Genomic DNA, 16,480 nt, shown 5'->3' with positions numbered 1-16,480 from the left:
CGATTTGCCTGGAATCAGGATGCCTTCCACACCGACCGACGACTTGGTCCGCAAGCAGCTAACAGCGTCTGCGGATCGGCTACGACAATCGATGAATCAACTCGAGTTTGATGAGCCGGTTAGCTACATTTACAATCCGCTGGACTATGCCTGGGATTTGCACCGGCAATACATTGAATTAGCTAGCAGCGAGGCTGAGGTGTTGTTCCTGGGCATGAACCCCGGCCCTTGGGGAATGGCACAATCGGGAGTTCCGTTCGGAGAAATCGCTACCGTTCGAGAATGGCTGCAAATTTCCGGTGATGTTTGCCAAGTTGATCCAGAGCATCCTAAACGCCCGATTGAGGGCTTGGATTGTGAACGAAGTGAGGTAAGTGGGCGGCGATTGTGGGGGCTGATGCGAGAGCGGTACGAAACGCCAAAAGCGTTTTTTCAAAAGCATTTCGTCGTCAATTATTGCCCGTTGGTATTCATGGAAGAATCGGGCCGTAACCGAACACCTGACAAGTTACCTGCCGACGAACGGCTAGCGTTGCAAACACATTGTGATCGACACCTTTTGGAGATAATCCAAACATTGCCCTGGAAGCATTTAGTGGGCGTGGGTGCATTCGCCGAGACGTGCCTGAAAAGGGTCGTCAGCCAACTGGGTACCGAATCTGAAGCAAGTTCAAAGCTACAGGTGGGTCGGATCCTGCATCCGAGCCCTGCCTCGCCAGCGGCCAACCGCGATTGGGCTGGCACGGTGACCTCCCAGCTAATCAAAATGGAAATATGGCAGTAACGGGAAAAGGCAGTATCTCGTGCCCCATCTTCGTCAGCGCTCAACCTTCTCCAAACACCGGTCTTCCCCTAAGCCAGGCCGCTTCCCCAATAGCAACGCACAAGGCTCAACCCTGCTCAACCCAATTGCTAGCGACAAGACAGGCATGAAGTTCACCGGTGCTGAAAGCAAGAACAGACGCCCCAATTCGCCACACTTTGCGGCCGGAAGCTCTTCGTCCGCCACGCCGGGGCCGCCGGCTTGACCATGTAAATGGTCTAACAAAACGGCGGGAGTCATTGGGGACAGACTGCGTGTTTGCACGGCCGGGCACGCGTCCCAGAAAAACTTCTCGCCTTCGCCTTGGAAGGAAGAAAATACGGAGACCTTTTGCCTGTAACTATGTATAGAATGCTACGTTTCGCATTGATCTCGTCCACTTGGAAATGATGCCTGGGAATGTACAACGCAGTTGAAAACCGCCGTGCGATAATATGCAGTCTCATGTTCGCTTCAGTAGCCGCTTTGATCGTGCTACTGGTGAATCTTCCCGCTAACCGGGTGCAGGTCGCCGAGCGTATTTATGGCAACGTTGAATACTGGCGAACCAGCCATTTTTCAGTCACCGAAAGCAGCCTTGAAAAAGCCGGCTGGCCGCTGACGTATCAAGTCCGGCTGCGGCCAAAAGGCGATCCCGAAAACATGCTAACACTTGCGTTTTCGGCTTGGAAACTGCTACTGAATCTATTGATCGGGGTGGCGATCGTGGCCGGGGTTGGGGGCTACACATACTATCGCCAACAACACATCAACCGGTCGGTCAACGCGATGCGAGCTCGCCGGCGTTTCGACGTTGCAACTGCGTTGGTTTGCTTCCTGTTGCCGTTTGTGTATTACGCCGGTGCAAGCTGGACGGCCAGCCGCCACCAGAACCTTGCTGACCAGATCAGCAAAGAGGGAACCTGCAACCTGGTCGCGGAACTGCCGCAGTGGTTTGCGAAACGATGTCCCAAAGCATTCCATTCTGCGTTCATGCGAATGACGCAGGTACAAATCAGCGAACCATCGCCAACCCTTTTTGATCAGCTCGCCCAGATCGATACCCTCCGAGACCTGCAGATTGTCCGAAATGAAATCGGCGAGAAACAACTCCGACTTTTGAAGAACTCACCAGTTCTGACAACGCTTCGAATCGAAGATTGCCGTCTCGGGCCTAATGCCATCGAGGCGATTGCGGACCACTCGGTACTGCTCAATCTCTCCTTACGTGGCTGTACAATGTCCGACGCTGACCTCGTTCAGCTTGACCGGCTTCCGCACTTGGTCAACGTCGACCTAACGGAAACCGGCATCCGGCTTGCTAGCCTAAACATGCCCAATTGGGAAAAAACGGTTCAGGCATTGGATCTGTCGCGGCCTGCTCACGGACAAACGGACCGTCTGTCGCTGAGTCAATGGACTGAACTGGAAAAGCTGTTAGTCGCGAGTGAGGGATACGCCCCTAACGATGAAGTGCTCACAGTCGAACTGGCCGATTGCCCTAAGCTAAAAGAGATATTGCTGGACCGTCAACAAAAGCACACTCTGATCGCAAACAACCTTCCGGTTCTAGAACGGATCAACGATCCTCATGAATCCTATCTATTCGACGAAGGTTCTGCCCACTACCCATCACTGGCCCGCTGGCAACGGTTAGATCTGAAGGACGTCCCCAGCTTACAAGTGCTTGAATTCCAAGCGTCTGATATCGAGTCCGTTGCGATTACCAATGCGCCCCGTCTTCATACCGCTTGTCTGGTATTTGATGAGTTTGTTGGACTGACACCCAGGACCGGCACCTATCCATCGAAGGAACACATCGGATCCTGGGTCGATGCGTTCAGTCAACTCAATTCGCTTCAACAGTTGACCATCGAAGGCGTTGAATTGTCCGCGTCGCAATTCCAAAGACTTTGTCATCTGCCTTTTTTAAATACGATCCACTACGACAATGTGAATCTGGACAACGAAGCGATCCAGGCAACCAACTTTTCCGATTCCATGCAGCACCTGGATTTCGGTCGCGCGAGCCTTTCCCAAAAAACGCTCGACAAACTTTTGACGTTGCCCAATCTGAAAACAATCCGTGCAGACTTTTCTAGCATCAGGCAGTTTCAGGCCAGCGACTGCAACAAGCTGGTCATGATCGATTCGCCTCCCTTCGATACTTTAGAAACCGTCAAACTAGAAAACCTTCCGCGGATGACTAGCGGTGTTGTCGCCAAAAACGGATTGCAACAAATTCAGATCGTTGGAGTGCCGCGTCTGCAAGAGATCATCGTTTGCTCGGCATGGCCTAAAAAGTACAAACTCGGGCAACTAACCGGCGTCACTCGATTTGCTGTAGGTGGGCCAGAAGTAACCGACGACCTATTCGATTCGCTGCTCACATGCCGAAAACTGGATGAACTGACGTTCGCCTATCCATCGTTGTCGCCACCCATCTTGGAACGAATCTCCGAGCTTCCGCATCTGACCAAGCTGGAATTGCCTGGCTGCCCGCTCAACGATGCGATGATCGCCAAATGGTCGGGGCTCAGTCGACTTCGTCGGATTTGTTTAGACGACACACAAATCGGCGCCGTCACAATCGGTTGGCTAGCTACCTTAGAAAGCTTGAGATCACTTAGCCTGAACTATCTTGATCTGGACGCCGAGGCTCAACAGGCGATCTCGCTGCTTCGGCAAGTCCCAAGCTTAACGCTGGTGGAAACGCAAGTCGATTCGGAGCCACTGGTCGAATTGTTGTCGGGACCATCGGTCGAGCACCTCGATATTTCGGGAACCACGGTATCTAACGATCTACTCGAAGCAATTGCCAATAACAGTTCGCTGAAACGCTGCGTGCTGAACGACTGCAAGCTGGACCGAGAACTTCTTACCCAGTTGCTGGAAGACGAATCTTACCTAAGAGCTGAATCGACCGAATCCGAACTGGAATTGACTCTCTCGATACCGGCTGGCACCTCATTCGAGGCTGACTATCGCTCGCACTCGCATTCTTCAATGGGCAGGCGGCGGCGAAGTGGTATCGGCCGACCACGACGCCCTCATTACCCAACTCCTCAATCACCATCGACCATCGATGAAGCCATTTCCGAAACGTTTTCGATTGAACGCTTTCGCGAAGCGGCGATTAACCGTGATTCAGAACTGAATCGCAAAGCTTCACTGAACAAGCCTAACTCCGATAGCTGATTAACTAATCTTCAGCACCGGGAAGGTCTCGACCGCTTGCTCTAAGAGTGTCATCGAAGCGAGTGCGGGGTGTTTGCATAAAACGAGCGGAAGCATCGGAAGTTGCGAAGAAATCAAGCGAGCCAACATCTGATCAGCCGGTTCGCGATTCGCAGTGTCCTTGCGACGAATCTGCAAGATTGCCTCGTTCAGCATGTCACCAAAAGGTCCATACGGCAACGCTTTCAATCGGCGTTCGCGGGCCTGGAAATACTTCGAATCTCCATCACCCGCTGACCATTCTAAACCGGGATCGATTTGGGCTGCTGCGGTATAGTTTTCGGCCTGTTCGTAAAGATCAATCAAGAGCCCTCTAACAAACGATAGCGCAACCTCGTCCTGCCCTTCCTTCAACAAGGCGAGGTTAGCGTTAATCGCGCGGTTGGGATAACCACGAAACCAATCCGCTCGAGCCAAATCGGTCTTTAGAAAATAGGATGCCGGATGCAGCCCCGTCGCCCGACGCAGCAACTGCAAACCGTTCGCTTCTTCAAACCGAATCAATTCAAGCCATCCCGCTTGATGCTGAATCTGCCAGCGGTTGGGATACTGTTGAGCCAAGCGATTCAGCTTCATGCTCGCTGAATCAAAATCGTTTAGGACTTGGTATTCAAGCATTGCATTGGCAAGCAACGCGTCTGGACTCTCGGGATCGAGTGCCAATGCTCGGCTAGTCGATTCTTGCGACAAGACGATTAACTCACCAACACGGGGAACTGATTCCCGTCCTGCCAGAGTGATCGCGGTCAATCCCAAGCCTGCGTGTGCTTGGGCATAATTAAAGTCCAACGAAAGCGCATGCTCAAAGCAGCGAAGCGCCATCTCCAGTCCTGCCGTCGAGTCTGGATCGGAGCGTACGCGGCCTTTAATCAAACAGGTGAACGCCTCGGGGTGCTCGACATCCACGTCGCTACCCACTGTCAGTTCGCGACCAATCCGTTCAGCGAGACGGTGAGCGAGAGCCGATTGCTCAATCAAGTTTCCACCTGCCGACGTCGGAACATTCATCGCCTCGATCAATTTTCCGGTCCGTCCAGAAATGATCTCCAAGTTCACCGTCTTGATTTGCTGACTGGTTTCCTCTTCGGTGTAAGTGCCCGTTACGATTGCGTCGACTTCCAGCAACCTAGCTGCCTCGCGAAAGTCGGCAGGCTGCGAAGCGGTCATCGGAACAAATTTTGGCACCGTGAAATCGCTGATTCGAGAAAGCTCGTTCACCAACAACCCAGACAAAAGTTCGCCGGGATCGAAGGTCTTTTGACCGGCCGGTCGAGGCGTCACGCCGTTGGTTGATTGGCCATTGGCGACCATCCCCGTCCCAGCTTTTTGGAAGCTGAGTACGCCGATCGACTTGATGTCGCTCAGTCGGCCTGCCGAAGCTCCTTGCAAAAATGCTGCCCCAAGAACGCCACCTACTGTCGCACCAATCCCCAGTTCGACCAACCGCCGCCGGCTGATGACCACTTCATCAGGGACCGTCGTGGGAACAATTGAACGAGTGACGTTAGGCGGTTGAGACTTAGTACCGGAGTGCTGGCTATTGGGCCGTAGAGACTCGACAATTTGCGTCGCAGTCGGCCGCTTCGCAGGCTCTTTGGCAAGCATCGCCAAGATCAGGTCCGTCAATTCAACATCGTCACGCCGGCGCATGGGGTCCGGCAACGCCTGCCTTTCAAGTACCGCCGCGAACCGCTTCGTCGCGGTGTCGCCCTCAAACGCAGGCCGCCCAAACATCGCTTCAAATAACACACATCCCAGAGCGAATACGTCCGTCGCCGTTGTGATAACGTCTCCCCGAGCCTGCTCGGGTGCCATGTAACCAGGCGTCCCTAAGATCATTCCAGCACGCGTTGCCGAATCATATTCAGACTGATCGGATTCCGAGCTCGATTCCGCCTTGATCATCTCACTCATCGAAGTGAACGATGTCTCAGGCGCAGGAGTGTGCACCATCGACTCATGATCGGTTAACAGGGAGACGCTGATGCGCGACAAACCGAAATCAAACAGCTTCAAACTGGCATGTTCTTTCGAAGCCCCTTGTGCAGCCGACGAGTGACTGACCACCATCACGTTTTCAGGCTTTAGGTCACGGTGAATGACACCATTTTGGTGAGCGACTGAAAGCGCTTCGGCCAACTGCAGCCCCCAACGCCGGATTTGGTGAACGGGGATCTGTTTGCTACGCGATGCACGCAAAACCTGCATCAAAGTTTGACCGCGAAGGTGCTCCATGACTGCATAAGGCAATCCTTCAAACACACCGACATCGAAGAGTTCAACAATGTGTGGGTTGGTTAATCCGGCAACCGCCTTGGCTTCACGCTGAAACCGCTCAATCAATGAAGCCGATTGCTTTCCTCGGACCGACAACATCTTGATCGCAACGGAACGATCCAGGCGCGAGTCGGTCGCCCGGTAAACGATTCCCATTCCGCCGCGTCCAAGCACGCCCGTCAATAGATAGGGACCAATTTCGGTTCCCAACGGTGGCAACCCGTCGACGGCAAGTTTCGCATCATTGGATCCCGCACCTTGATCGCTAGGCTTGTCTAGCGGGAACGGTGGAGTCAACGCTTGAGTAGGGAAGTCATGTTGATCCGTTCCCGCGGCCGTGCTCGAGGCGGAACCGGAACCAGTTTGGGATGCGTCTGACGCGGTGGAGGATGGCGATTTGCTTTCAGACTCTACCTCCAGACGTATCGCCTCCAACTCGTCTCGCAATAGTTCGGAATACTCTCCGCCGAATCGCTGGATCAGCGGCTCGATATCAATATCGGAATCCGCCGCCGAGGATACCAATTGCCCGGAACCACCTCGTCGAGATTCTCGCAAACGAGTTTCGTATTCCAAGCAAACCGCATCTAGCCGAGCTAACTCGCGTGCTGGCAAATCACTAAGATTCATCTTCGCCTTCCTCTGACGTACGTCGTTCGGACCAAGTCTTACGAATCAATTGCAGTCGCCGTTCGACAGCTCGCTTGCTTAATTCCAATTTGGTTGCAATTTCATCAACTAGGTAACCGTCCATCCGCAAGACTGCAATTTCACGCAGTTGTTCATCCGGTAGATCGTCTAACAACTCTTCACAAGCCTCTGCCAATTCAACACGAAGGTCCGGTGGCATCGCATCGTCGCCACCGTGTCCGCCGAGCTGTTCCAGCCCTCCCTGGTTCGCTTCGCCAGCGGAGTCCAGGAACACCGATTCACCTCGCACGTTCCCGCCACCTCGTTTTTGCCGCGTTTGGCGACGCAAATGGGCGTTCACTTTTCGACTGGTCAAGGTGATCAGCAAACCCCACAAATTGTCAGGGCCTGCCAAGTCCGGGAACTGGTCGCGTCGCACACCCGCGATGAAACTATGAAACGCCGACAAAGCAATGTCTTCCTCGTCGCCGGTCCGCCGTAAGTTCTTCGGCAACCGAGTACCGGCTAAACGCACCAACGGCTGGAAGTATCGTTCCCATAGAATGGTCGTTGACTCTTCATCCCCGTCACGGACCTTTTCGAGTAAATCCGCAAAGTGCTCAAGCGATAGATCATTCACTGTGGTTTCTCTTACTAAGGTCGGATGCGACGACGACAGCCGTGAATGCATGATCACCGACATGTCCAAAAGCGGTGGCGCCCGGCTCGAAATGGCTGCGACGGGCAAACCCCAACGCCAAGCAAGCATGCGATTGGCGATCAGAATTCGCAGCCACGCTGGTCAATCGCCCCACCGGTTTCGACTTGGTCGCCGGGTTGGGGTCCGCCATAGCGAGAGCTGCTTCAGGCGATTCAAACAACTTTAAATTGGCTTCGGGAACGGCATCACCGGCCCCACATTGGATTTCCCAAGCAACCAGTTTCTTTTGAACTTGACCCAACGCGTCTAACCGAGCCACGGTCTCTTGGCCCAAATAACACCCCTTCGTAAAGGAGATCGTTTGAGGCTCGCGGTTGATTTCTTGGGGCAAGTGAGAATCGTCAATATCGATTCCATACCAAGGAAACCCCGCAGCTACCCGCAAGCGGTGAAATGTATCGTTGGTATCGGCGTCGGCAACCACTCGCACGTCGCACGTCTCGTCAACCATACCCGCTCGCCTTGCCGCCTTAATCACCTGAGCAGCTGTAACATTCGCCTCGGACGGCGTTAGCATGAGCCAACCTTGATCATCTTTACCGGCTAGACACCAGGGCACCAAATAGGAATCCACCGCGATGGAATCCGTGTCGGTCAATTCGACATCCAAGCGGCGATACGTCCAGTTTGATAAAGAGGCTTCACTATCATCCTTGGCCTTACCGGCGGAAACGATCAGCCAAGCGGTGTACTGCGAATCCAAGATAACCGGTAAAGCGTCTTCCCGAATGGTGTAACGATCCGCATGTGCGGCGATCACCTCGGATTGCCCGGCGGCGCCCAAGAACCGAAATCCATCCGGCGTCCGATGAACGAACCCGTGTCCCAAGCATTTGCCTTTGACATTGGTAATGAACGTCTCGGTGCCCGCCTGACCGACTTGCAGCGATTTAATTTCGTTGGTGGTCAAGTTGTGCATGATCGCTTCGGCATCTTTGCCGTTTAGATCCATCACACTCAACGATGGCAATTTGATTAGTTGTCCGTGCGACATCATGCGGGCAGATTCGATTCAGAGCTGGTAACAGGGTGACCGTTGATTTGGTTGATCAACATTCGCAAGCGACCGAGTGCGCGTCGATTGAAACGGAAAACCAATCGCGGCAAGTGAGCGAGATCAACCTCGCTGGATTCTTCGGGTAGAGCCCCCGTCAATTCAAACTTGCCTTTAACAACAATGTCAGCAAACTTGTCTTGAATGATCTCAAGCTGCTCATCGGACAAAGGCGATCGCAAACGCAGAACCAGTCGATCTCGCACGTATCGCATGGAGTGATAGACCTGATAGAAGGTCAACATTTCATCGACGGCTTCGTCGACCGAGTTAGTGATTTTGAACAACGCTCCGTCTTCGGGGCTGATCATTCCATTTTTCAAAAGCTGGTTCTGGAAGAACTTGCCTAAGTCTTTCCAGTAGCTGCCTTCGGGATGATCCAACAGCACCAATGGAATCATCGTCTGCTTGCCCGTTTGTAGCAGCGTCAATGTCTCGAGCGCTTCGTCGAGTGTGCCAAATCCGCCCGGCAAACAGACCACGCCGCTGCACTCTTTAACAAACATCAATTTGCGGGTGAAGAAGTATTTCAGCGTCACCAGCTTAGGATCATTGTCGATGTACTCGTTTGCACCTTGTTCGAAGGGCAACATGATGTTCAGCCCCATCGATGCGTCCCGGCCAGCACCTTTGTGGCCCGCTTCCATGATCCCGCCGCCAGCGCCGGTGATCACCATCCAACCATGTGCCGCCATCCGGCGTCCCAAGTCGACGGCACTTTGATAGTCGGGCTGATCAGGTTGGGTCCGCGCCGATCCGAAAATCGTGACCTTGCGGCGTTTGCGATAAGGACGAAATACCTGAAACGCGTAACGCAACTCTCGGAGAGTCCGCGAAAGGATCTTTAGATCGCCGCGAGCGGTTTCGTTTTTCTCAAGTCGATCGATGGTGTGACGCATGACTTGATACAAGTCCTGCGAATCAATCTTCGAGATTGGATCGTCGGCAGGTTGAGGTCGGTGCAGTTCATCTTCACCGATCGCTTCGGTTGGCAGTTGTCCGGTCGGTTGCTTCGGATCGGGCAGGTGACGATTCATTCAATATTCCCAGGATCGAAGGTGGGGGTACGAAAGGGCAAGATGTGGATAAAAGTGACGCCGCACATACATTCCATCGGCGGCTCAAGCTTGCGCGAACGGCTTAATTCTACAGGGCTGCCTGATCCAACCCCAGATGCTTAGGCGTGGCAGACTTTAAGGGTTAGGGAAACGTCCCCGAATACTCCGGCGAGACCGTCCTAAAACGGTAAATATCGTTGAAATTTCACTTCAAAATCACGTCGCAAATTCGTTGCAACTGGCTCAAGTCGAACCGAAATTCAAGCCGAAATGGGTTGGGTGCCACTCAAAATGGACCGCATCTGCGGCCACATTTGGCGGATGCAATGGCCTGACTGGAGAAATCAGCGAAGTATGGGATCTTGTAAGGACGTAACGATTGGATACTTCAGTACGGTGAACACCGAGGCAGCCGGATGGACGGGGGGGTTGCTTGTCCTCAACGCCGCTGGACGCCCACTGGAATTCCAGTGCACGCTCCCCATCCGCCCGTCGAAAGCTCACCAAATTCTATTTGGCAACACGCTTCGTGAGCATCTGATCAGCGAAGTGATCGGCCCCACGCTACTGCAGAAGTGCCGCACACCGATTTCATTGTTGTGTTGCCAACAAGTCGAGGCACTCGCCTTGCAAGAAAACCTGCCAAGGGTCGCCAGTTCGCCTACCGTTACCAGCGGCACATCCGCTACCAATCGCCAAGCTACCCTGGTCGGCTACATGCATGGCGCCAACGAGTCGGGCAAATCAAAAATTGCACATTCTTTGGCGGGACACTGCGAGCTCGAAATCGGATCAGCAACTCTCTTCGTTGCCATGGAACACCTCGAGGCGACTCAAGCCGCTATCGACAGCCTTAACGAAGTCATCGATGCCACAGAGCCATTCGAACGGATCACCGAAGCGATCCGTGAAGCCCAAAGCCAAATGGCAAAGGCCGCCTAAATGTGGTTCCGATCCAAATCGAACGAGTCCGTCAGTGACGACGTGGCATCAACAGGTTCTCAACGCCCATCGCTGTCATGTGAAATTGATGACACGTTGAGTTGGTCGCTTCAAAGCGATACCAACGTGCCTACGCAGACACTGCAGTTGGCACCTTTGCAAACAACGCGGGTGCCGATCAAGCTGCCGCCACTGCGTGTTCAGACCAACGGGTTCCTGTTCCCCGAAGCGGCTTCCTGGATTCCCAAGGTCGATCCGAATCCCAAGCCAGCCATCGCGGGACGAATTGGTGAAGAAGACTCACCTTCGGCTCCGAAAAAGCCGCGACGTCGACTCGGTAAGCACGCCCGAATCAAACCGCCCAACGACATCGTCAAGCTGCAAGATCGACTGTACTACTTGTTGCAGCCACCGCTGGACCTGTTGGTCGGAAGCGGGCAATTGAATTTCCCCTTCGAACCGTTTCCTTACCAACTGGACGGCATCGCTTTTCTCTTTCCTCGCTACGCATGCGTGCTTGCCGACGAAATGGGATTGGGAAAAACGATGCAAGCGATCAGCACGATGCGGATGCTGCTATGCAGTGGCGAGCTTCGCAGCATCTTGCTGGTATGCCCCAAACCGTTGGTCAGTAACTGGATCAGGGAATTCAGTGTTTGGGCGCCTGAGATTCCAGTTTCGGCAATTGAAGGCAACGCCGCCAAACGTGAATTCCAGTGGCGTGCGCCGGAATTCCCCGTCAAGATTGCCAACTATGAACTGTTGATGCGAGACAAAGAAATTGTCTTGGACAGCGGATTGCATTTCGACTTAGTCGCCCTCGACGAAGCGCAGCGAATTAAGAACAGTAACAACTCAACCAGCGAAATCGTCCGAGCAATTCCCCGCACCCGATCGTGGGCGTTAACCGGCACGCCGGTTGAAAATTCGCCAGACGACCTAGTTGGGATCTTTGACTTCTTGTCGCCTGGATATTTGACGACCGGCATGCCGATGCCGCAGATGGCCAAGGCTGCTGGCGACTACATCCTGCGTCGCACCAAAGACATGGTGCTCGACGACATGCCGCCAAAATTGTTCCGGGACGCGGACATCGATCTGACTCCCGAACAATGGCAGCGGTACGAAGCCGCCGAAACCGAAGGCGTCGTTCATTTGGAAGAACTGGAAGAAGCCCTAACCATTCAGCACGTTTTCGAACTAGTTTTGCGGCTGAAACAGATCTGCAATTTTGACCCAGTGACCGGGGCGAGTGCGAAGCTACAACGACTTGAAGCTGACATGGAAGAAGTCGCGGCCAGTGGGCACAAAGCGATTCTGTTTAGTCAGTGGACCAAAACGATTGAGAAAATGAAGCCAGCGTTGGCTCGGTTCAACCCACTTGAATATCACGGCAAAATTCCGCATAAGCAACGCGAACAGGTGATCGATCGCTTCAAGAACGATCCTGAAGCAAACATCATCCTGATGAGCTACGGTGCCGGCAGTGTGGGATTGAACCTGCAATTTTGCCGATACGTGTTCCTGTTCGATCGTTGGTGGAATCCCGCTATTGAAGATCAAGCGATCAACCGAGCCCACCGGATTGGTGCCGCCGGCAGTGTGACTGTCACACGGATGATGGCTGCAAATACGATCGAACAACGTATCGCTTCGGTCCTGGACCAAAAGCGAGAGATGTTCGACGCATTGTTCTCGACGCAAAACAGTAACGAAGTTGCCGCCAAACCTCACAAGAACAGCCCGCTATCACGAACCGGCGGCCTAAGCCGAGACGAGATCTTTGGACTGTTTGACCTGCGTGCACCCGGCGGAAAGAAGGTCGCTTAACCGGGTCGCTACGGTTTTAAGATCGGTTTCGTAAAACTCTGACTACGCAAACGAGCGAGATCAATCGGTCAGCCAGGCCTGCATGGTATCGACCGTGTCAGGACGCAACCTTGCGACGTCATTCACGTCGCACGCGTCATCCGGTTTCAAGTACAGACTGCCATCGGTTGCTGATTCACCACTGGGTTCGGTAACGTAAAACCAGCGATCGGTTGTCGCAGCGATCCGGTCGCCCGCATGTTCGGTAATCACGGATTGATCGGCAGGGGTCGCGGCCCAAGACTCGGGACCGATCAGGTTCTGATCCGATTGCGTAAGGATGGTTCCAACCTGATCCGCATTGATCACATTGCAATTGCGAACGCCCATCGCCCATCCAGGCGGTTTCGCATCAGGATCATCTTGTTGGCGATGCCCGACGATGAATGGGACGTGCAAGTGACACGAACGTACCGGGCCGCTGCGATGGCCGATCGCATTGTTCTGTCCCAGAGCGAAACCACTGGTTCCCGCAATCACAACGGGGTCACTGACGCGGTCGGCACTGATGTCACAAAGCAATTGCACGACGGCATCGATCAATCGAATCTGGCATCCGTAGGTCCGCATCCACGCCATGATCCAATCGGGATCGTCGCCACTTGCGATCGTGCAATCGGGAGGCTGCCAGTCATCCAAAATAGCCGCCACGCTCTCGCGGACAACTGCCACCGGTTGATCCTGCGCTCGCATCTCTTCTTCGATCGTTTCCGAAGGATCCAGTGGACCGTCATCGAGGTCATCAAAGTAATCGATTGGAAACAGGTCGCGAGGCGCGTCCCAACACCGCGTCAGAAACCGACTGTGCAGCCAGACGTCACGACCGGTCACTAATTGCTCGGCGGCAACGGCGGCCAACGCGGCTAGCGTGGTCTCTTCAATCGAATCGGCCACCAACTCGTCTCGACTCGGGACGTGGGTCAATTCGGCGACACTTTCGACGGAGGATCGCTGCACCAGTCGTTCGTCGTCGGTTACCAGCGTCATGCCCCGCAGTGCCGACTCTGGACTCCCCAGCCATCGGTCAATCTGCACGAGCGGATCGGTCGTGCTGGTAATGACTCGATCCCACGTTGTCCCGCTGGCAGCAAGCGCATCCATCGTTTCCGTTCGATTCCAGGACGAACCGTAGCAGGACAATGCGGCGGGTGAAAAACCCTCGAAAGTAAGCAGCAGCATCAAAAATGATCGTAGGAAGGCAATTTCGTACAGTTTCCAGGCAATCTAAGCATAGGAACTCGCGCATGCACCCTTTTCGCGGCCTAGATTTCCAGCAGACAGTCTGTTCGCCAGACCAGGCAACCGTAACCCGTCATGGTCTGCGTTTCGACCAGATTCTTCGCGAACCACCTCATTCTGTACCACATTCCGATCGTACCCTGTTCTACCCACACTTGTTATGACGAACTCGACATTCTCTTCGGCATCAACTCCGGCGTCCGCCTTTGTGGTAGCCCCCAGTCGCCCCACCGCACCGCCAGTATCCGACACGCCAGTCGCGTATCCCGGTTCGCCGGCGAAACCCGCCGTAACCGTCCCGCGTGAACGGGACACTACCGAAGTATGGAACATTCCGTTCGATCGGCTCGACATGGCGCAAAGCATCGATGCGATCGGAGATCTAATTGCCCAAGATCGGCCCAGTTACGTCGTCACCGCCAATCTGAACTACTGCATGCTGCACGAGCAGGACGCATCGGTGCGTGACATCACGCGAGATGCGGACCTAATTCTTGCCGATGGCCAACCGATCGTGTGGCGCAGTCAGCTCGACGGAAACCCACTTCCTGAACGAGTCGCTGGCAGCGAAATGATCATCCACTTGTGTGAACGAGCGGCCAAAGAAGGATGGCGAGTGTTCTTCTTAGGCGGCGTTGAAGGCGTTGCGGAAAAATGTGCTGCCCGTTTACAAACCGATTTCCCCGGATTGCAAATCGCCGGCACAGAATGTCCACCGTTTCGTCAGCTATCGGACCAAGAGCACGCCGAGCAACTCGCTCGCATCCGTTACGCGGAGACCGATCTACTGTTCGTTGCCTTCGGACAACCCAAGGGCGAAAAGTGGATTCATGAAAATCTGAGTTCTCTGGGCAACGCTTGCTGCATCCAACTCGGCGCGTCCTTTGACTTTATCGCTGGAACCGCCGTCCGTGCTCCCGAAGCGTATCAAAAGTTCGGCATGGAATGGGCGTACAGGATGGTCAGTGACCCCAAACGTTTGGTTCCACGTTACGCGGGGAACGCTTGGTACCTGGCCAAGGCATTGCTTCGTGACTGGCAGCGCCAAGTCAAACGCTGGGGCATGTGGGACTGAATCCATCGAGGATTCAGTTTGCCACAAATCCCGCCAAGCAGGGCCGATCAAGACAGCCCCACTTTGTACTTGGTAAACCATGCTCGCTTTAAGCGAACTGATAACCTTCTTCACCGTGATCGACGATATCCAAACCGCGTTGCTCGCTTTCAGCAGGAACACGGATGCCGATGATTGCATCGATCAGCTTCAGCAAGATCAAGCTGCCGATACCAGCGAACAGGAACGTGATCACCACGGCAACGATTTGCCCGATCACCAACGCTGGATCGCCACCGGATTCGATCAACCCAATCTTTCCGCCCGATTCGGTAACGTCCCAAACCGCACGTGATGCGAAGACGCCGGTCAGGACGGCGCCCAAGATGCCACCGATACCGTGGATCCCAAACGCATCGAGTGCATCGTCGTAACCAAGTTGATGCTTTAGCTTTGAACATGCCCAATAGCAAGTAGCGCCCGCTGTGGCACCCATCAAGAGTGCTGGCATCGGTTGCACGAAACCGGCTGCGGGTGTGATGCAAACGAGGCCGGCAACGGCACCACTGCTAGCGCCCAGTACGGTAGGTTTGCCCAGTACCATCCACTCGATCATCACCCAAGCAACGGCCCCGGCGGCAGCCGAAAAGTGCGTCACGGCGAATGCGCTGCTGGTGATTTCGTCGGACAGCAATTCGCTACCCGCGTTGAATCCGAACCAGCCCACCCACAACATCGAAGCGCCAATGGCGGTGTAGGTCAAGTTGTGAGGTTGAAGCGGCTCTTTGGGATAACCCATTCGCGGCCCGATCAAGATCGCAGCCACCAACGCCGACACACCGCTACTGATGTGAACGACCGTTCCGCCAGCGAAGTCCAACGCACCGCCCATGATTCCGTCATCGCCAAAGGCCAGTGGACCACCGTCCCAAACCCAGTGGGTCAATGGACAGTAAATGAACGTGCCCCACAAAATTGAGTAAACCACCATGGCACTGAACTTCATACGTTCGGCGAACGCACCACAAATCAGTGCCGGCGTGATGATGAAGAACATGCCTTGGAACAACATGTGTGTTAGTAATGGGATCTCGGGTGTGTACATCGGCGTGATCACACCACTGGCGCCTTCGGGCCAACTTCGCTGCACACCGTTCATCAACAGGTGATCAAAGTTTCCGAACCAGCGTCCGTCACCGCCGAACGCGAACGAGTAGCCGTACAACGCCCACAGCACCGTCATCATTCCCATCAGGAAGATGCACTGCATCATCACGCTCAAGACGTTTTTACGCCGTACCAATCCGCCGTAGAACAACGCCAGTCCCGGCGCGGTCATGAACAGAACCAGTGCACAACTGACAAGCATCCAGCCGTTGTGGCCGGCCAACGCCGCCGAATCCACTTGAGCCTTGAGACTTTCCAGTGTGAGTTCTTCTGCGGCGACTTCCGCCGTTTCGCTCGCTTGGACAGACTCGGCGACTTCGGCAGCCGACTCGCTTGCGGAATCTTGTGCGAAGCTTGGAACGGCGATCACGGTCAACGCCGCAGCCAACAAACCAACCAGCATTTTGCTGGCAAATCTACCCGAACGGCC

At 54.4% G+C, this 16,480-nt stretch carries 12 protein-coding genes; 5 read left to right on the top strand and 7 right to left on the bottom strand.

Annotated features, from left to right (window positions below; translation table 11 throughout):
- The first annotated feature begins 13 nt into the window (after nt 1-13).
- The gene (locus ACR3ZL_RS04725; protein WP_473653399.1) at nt 14-784 is read left to right on the top strand and encodes a uracil-DNA glycosylase family protein; all 771 of its coding nucleotides are present in this window, start codon (nt 14-16) and stop codon (nt 782-784) included.
- Nucleotides 785-817: 33 nt separating this feature from the next.
- Here the strand turns inward: ACR3ZL_RS04725 and ACR3ZL_RS04720 are convergent, their stop codons facing one another.
- Complete coding sequence (locus ACR3ZL_RS04720) at nt 818-1,063, bottom strand: hypothetical protein (RefSeq protein WP_473649040.1); 246 nt, start codon at nt 1,061-1,063, stop codon at nt 818-820.
- A gap of 204 nt (nt 1,064-1,267) precedes the next feature.
- Here ACR3ZL_RS04720 and ACR3ZL_RS04715 point away from each other — a divergent pair, with 204 nt between their 5' ends.
- Nucleotides 1,268-4,000 carry a leucine-rich repeat domain-containing protein gene (locus ACR3ZL_RS04715; RefSeq protein WP_486173241.1) on the top strand — a complete coding sequence of 911 codons (2,733 nt, stop codon included), beginning with the start codon at nt 1,268-1,270 and terminating at the stop codon, nt 3,998-4,000.
- On the opposite strand, the gene ACR3ZL_RS04710 is transcribed toward ACR3ZL_RS04715, so the two are convergent.
- The 4 genes from ACR3ZL_RS04710 to ACR3ZL_RS04695 are packed head-to-tail and all read right to left on the bottom strand — an operon-like array spanning nt 4,001 to nt 9,758.
- Complete coding sequence (locus ACR3ZL_RS04710) at nt 4,001-6,946, bottom strand: protein kinase domain-containing protein (RefSeq protein ID WP_473649043.1); 2,946 nt, start codon at nt 6,944-6,946, stop codon at nt 4,001-4,003.
- Complete coding sequence (locus ACR3ZL_RS04705; RefSeq protein WP_473649044.1) at nt 6,936-7,586, bottom strand: ECF-type sigma factor; 651 nt, start codon at nt 7,584-7,586, stop codon at nt 6,936-6,938. Before ACR3ZL_RS04705 ends, ACR3ZL_RS04710 begins: the two co-directional genes overlap by 11 nt.
- Complete coding sequence (gene ygfZ / locus ACR3ZL_RS04700) at nt 7,579-8,664, bottom strand: CAF17-like 4Fe-4S cluster assembly/insertion protein YgfZ (protein WP_473649045.1); 1,086 nt, start codon at nt 8,662-8,664, stop codon at nt 7,579-7,581. The genes ACR3ZL_RS04705 and ygfZ overlap by 8 nt, the downstream gene beginning before the upstream one ends.
- Nucleotides 8,661-9,758, bottom strand: coding sequence for an LOG family protein (locus ACR3ZL_RS04695; RefSeq protein ID WP_473649046.1), 1,098 nt, complete (start codon nt 9,756-9,758; stop codon nt 8,661-8,663). Before ACR3ZL_RS04695 ends, ygfZ begins: the two co-directional genes overlap by 4 nt.
- 375 nt (nt 9,759-10,133) lie before the next feature.
- On the opposite strand from ACR3ZL_RS04695, the gene ACR3ZL_RS04690 reads away from it, so the two are divergent.
- Both ACR3ZL_RS04690 and ACR3ZL_RS04685 read left to right on the top strand, forming a co-directional pair.
- Entirely contained in the window at nt 10,134-10,721 is a 588-nt protein-coding gene (locus tag ACR3ZL_RS04690; protein ID WP_473649047.1) for a hypothetical protein, read from the top strand.
- Entirely contained in the window at nt 10,722-12,551 is a 1,830-nt protein-coding gene (locus ACR3ZL_RS04685; protein WP_473649048.1) for a DEAD/DEAH box helicase, read from the top strand.
- Between the two features lie 60 nt (nt 12,552-12,611).
- On the opposite strand, the gene ACR3ZL_RS04680 is transcribed toward ACR3ZL_RS04685, so the two are convergent.
- Nucleotides 12,612-13,769 (bottom strand): hypothetical protein, encoded by a 1,158-nt coding sequence (locus ACR3ZL_RS04680; protein WP_473649049.1) that lies wholly within the window; start codon nt 13,767-13,769, stop codon nt 12,612-12,614.
- Nucleotides 13,770-13,989: 220 nt separating this feature from the next.
- Between ACR3ZL_RS04680 and ACR3ZL_RS04675 the strand changes: the two genes are divergently transcribed.
- Entirely contained in the window at nt 13,990-14,904 is a 915-nt protein-coding gene (locus ACR3ZL_RS04675) for a WecB/TagA/CpsF family glycosyltransferase (protein WP_473649050.1), read from the top strand.
- Between the two features lie 88 nt (nt 14,905-14,992).
- On the opposite strand, the gene ACR3ZL_RS04670 is transcribed toward ACR3ZL_RS04675, so the two are convergent.
- Nucleotides 14,993-16,453, bottom strand: a complete 1,461-nt coding sequence (locus ACR3ZL_RS04670) for an ammonium transporter (protein ID WP_473649051.1) — start codon at nt 16,451-16,453, stop codon at nt 14,993-14,995.
- Nucleotides 16,454-16,480 lie beyond the last annotated feature (27 nt).

The organism is Rhodopirellula sp. J20-39, from assembly GCF_057365095.1.
Note: the sequence above shows the minus strand (reverse complement) of the source record. Positions and strands in the feature narration are given on the sequence as shown.

What these genes read in the sequence shown, in the direction of transcription:
- ACR3ZL_RS04720 (WP_473649040.1), bottom strand. Translation starts at nt 1,063, where the DNA reads ATGACTCCCGCCGTTTTGTTAGACCATTTACATGGTCAAGCCGGCGGC.
- ACR3ZL_RS04715 (WP_486173241.1), top strand. Translation starts at nt 1,268, where the DNA reads ATGTTCGCTTCAGTAGCCGCTTTGATCGTGCTACTGGTGAATCTTCCC.
- ACR3ZL_RS04710 (WP_473649043.1), bottom strand. Translation starts at nt 6,946, where the DNA reads ATGAATCTTAGTGATTTGCCAGCACGCGAGTTAGCTCGGCTAGATGCG.
- ygfZ (WP_473649045.1), bottom strand. Translation starts at nt 8,664, where the DNA reads ATGATGTCGCACGGACAACTAATCAAATTGCCATCGTTGAGTGTGATG.
- ACR3ZL_RS04695 (WP_473649046.1), bottom strand. Translation starts at nt 9,758, where the DNA reads ATGAATCGTCACCTGCCCGATCCGAAGCAACCGACCGGACAACTGCCA.
- ACR3ZL_RS04690 (WP_473649047.1), top strand. Translation starts at nt 10,134, where the DNA reads ATGGGATCTTGTAAGGACGTAACGATTGGATACTTCAGTACGGTGAAC.
- ACR3ZL_RS04685 (WP_473649048.1), top strand. Translation starts at nt 10,722, where the DNA reads ATGTGGTTCCGATCCAAATCGAACGAGTCCGTCAGTGACGACGTGGCA.
- ACR3ZL_RS04680 (WP_473649049.1), bottom strand. Translation starts at nt 13,769, where the DNA reads ATGCTGCTGCTTACTTTCGAGGGTTTTTCACCCGCCGCATTGTCCTGC.
- ACR3ZL_RS04675 (WP_473649050.1), top strand. Translation starts at nt 13,990, where the DNA reads ATGACGAACTCGACATTCTCTTCGGCATCAACTCCGGCGTCCGCCTTT.
- ACR3ZL_RS04670 (WP_473649051.1), bottom strand. Translation starts at nt 16,453, where the DNA reads ATGCTGGTTGGTTTGTTGGCTGCGGCGTTGACCGTGATCGCCGTTCCA.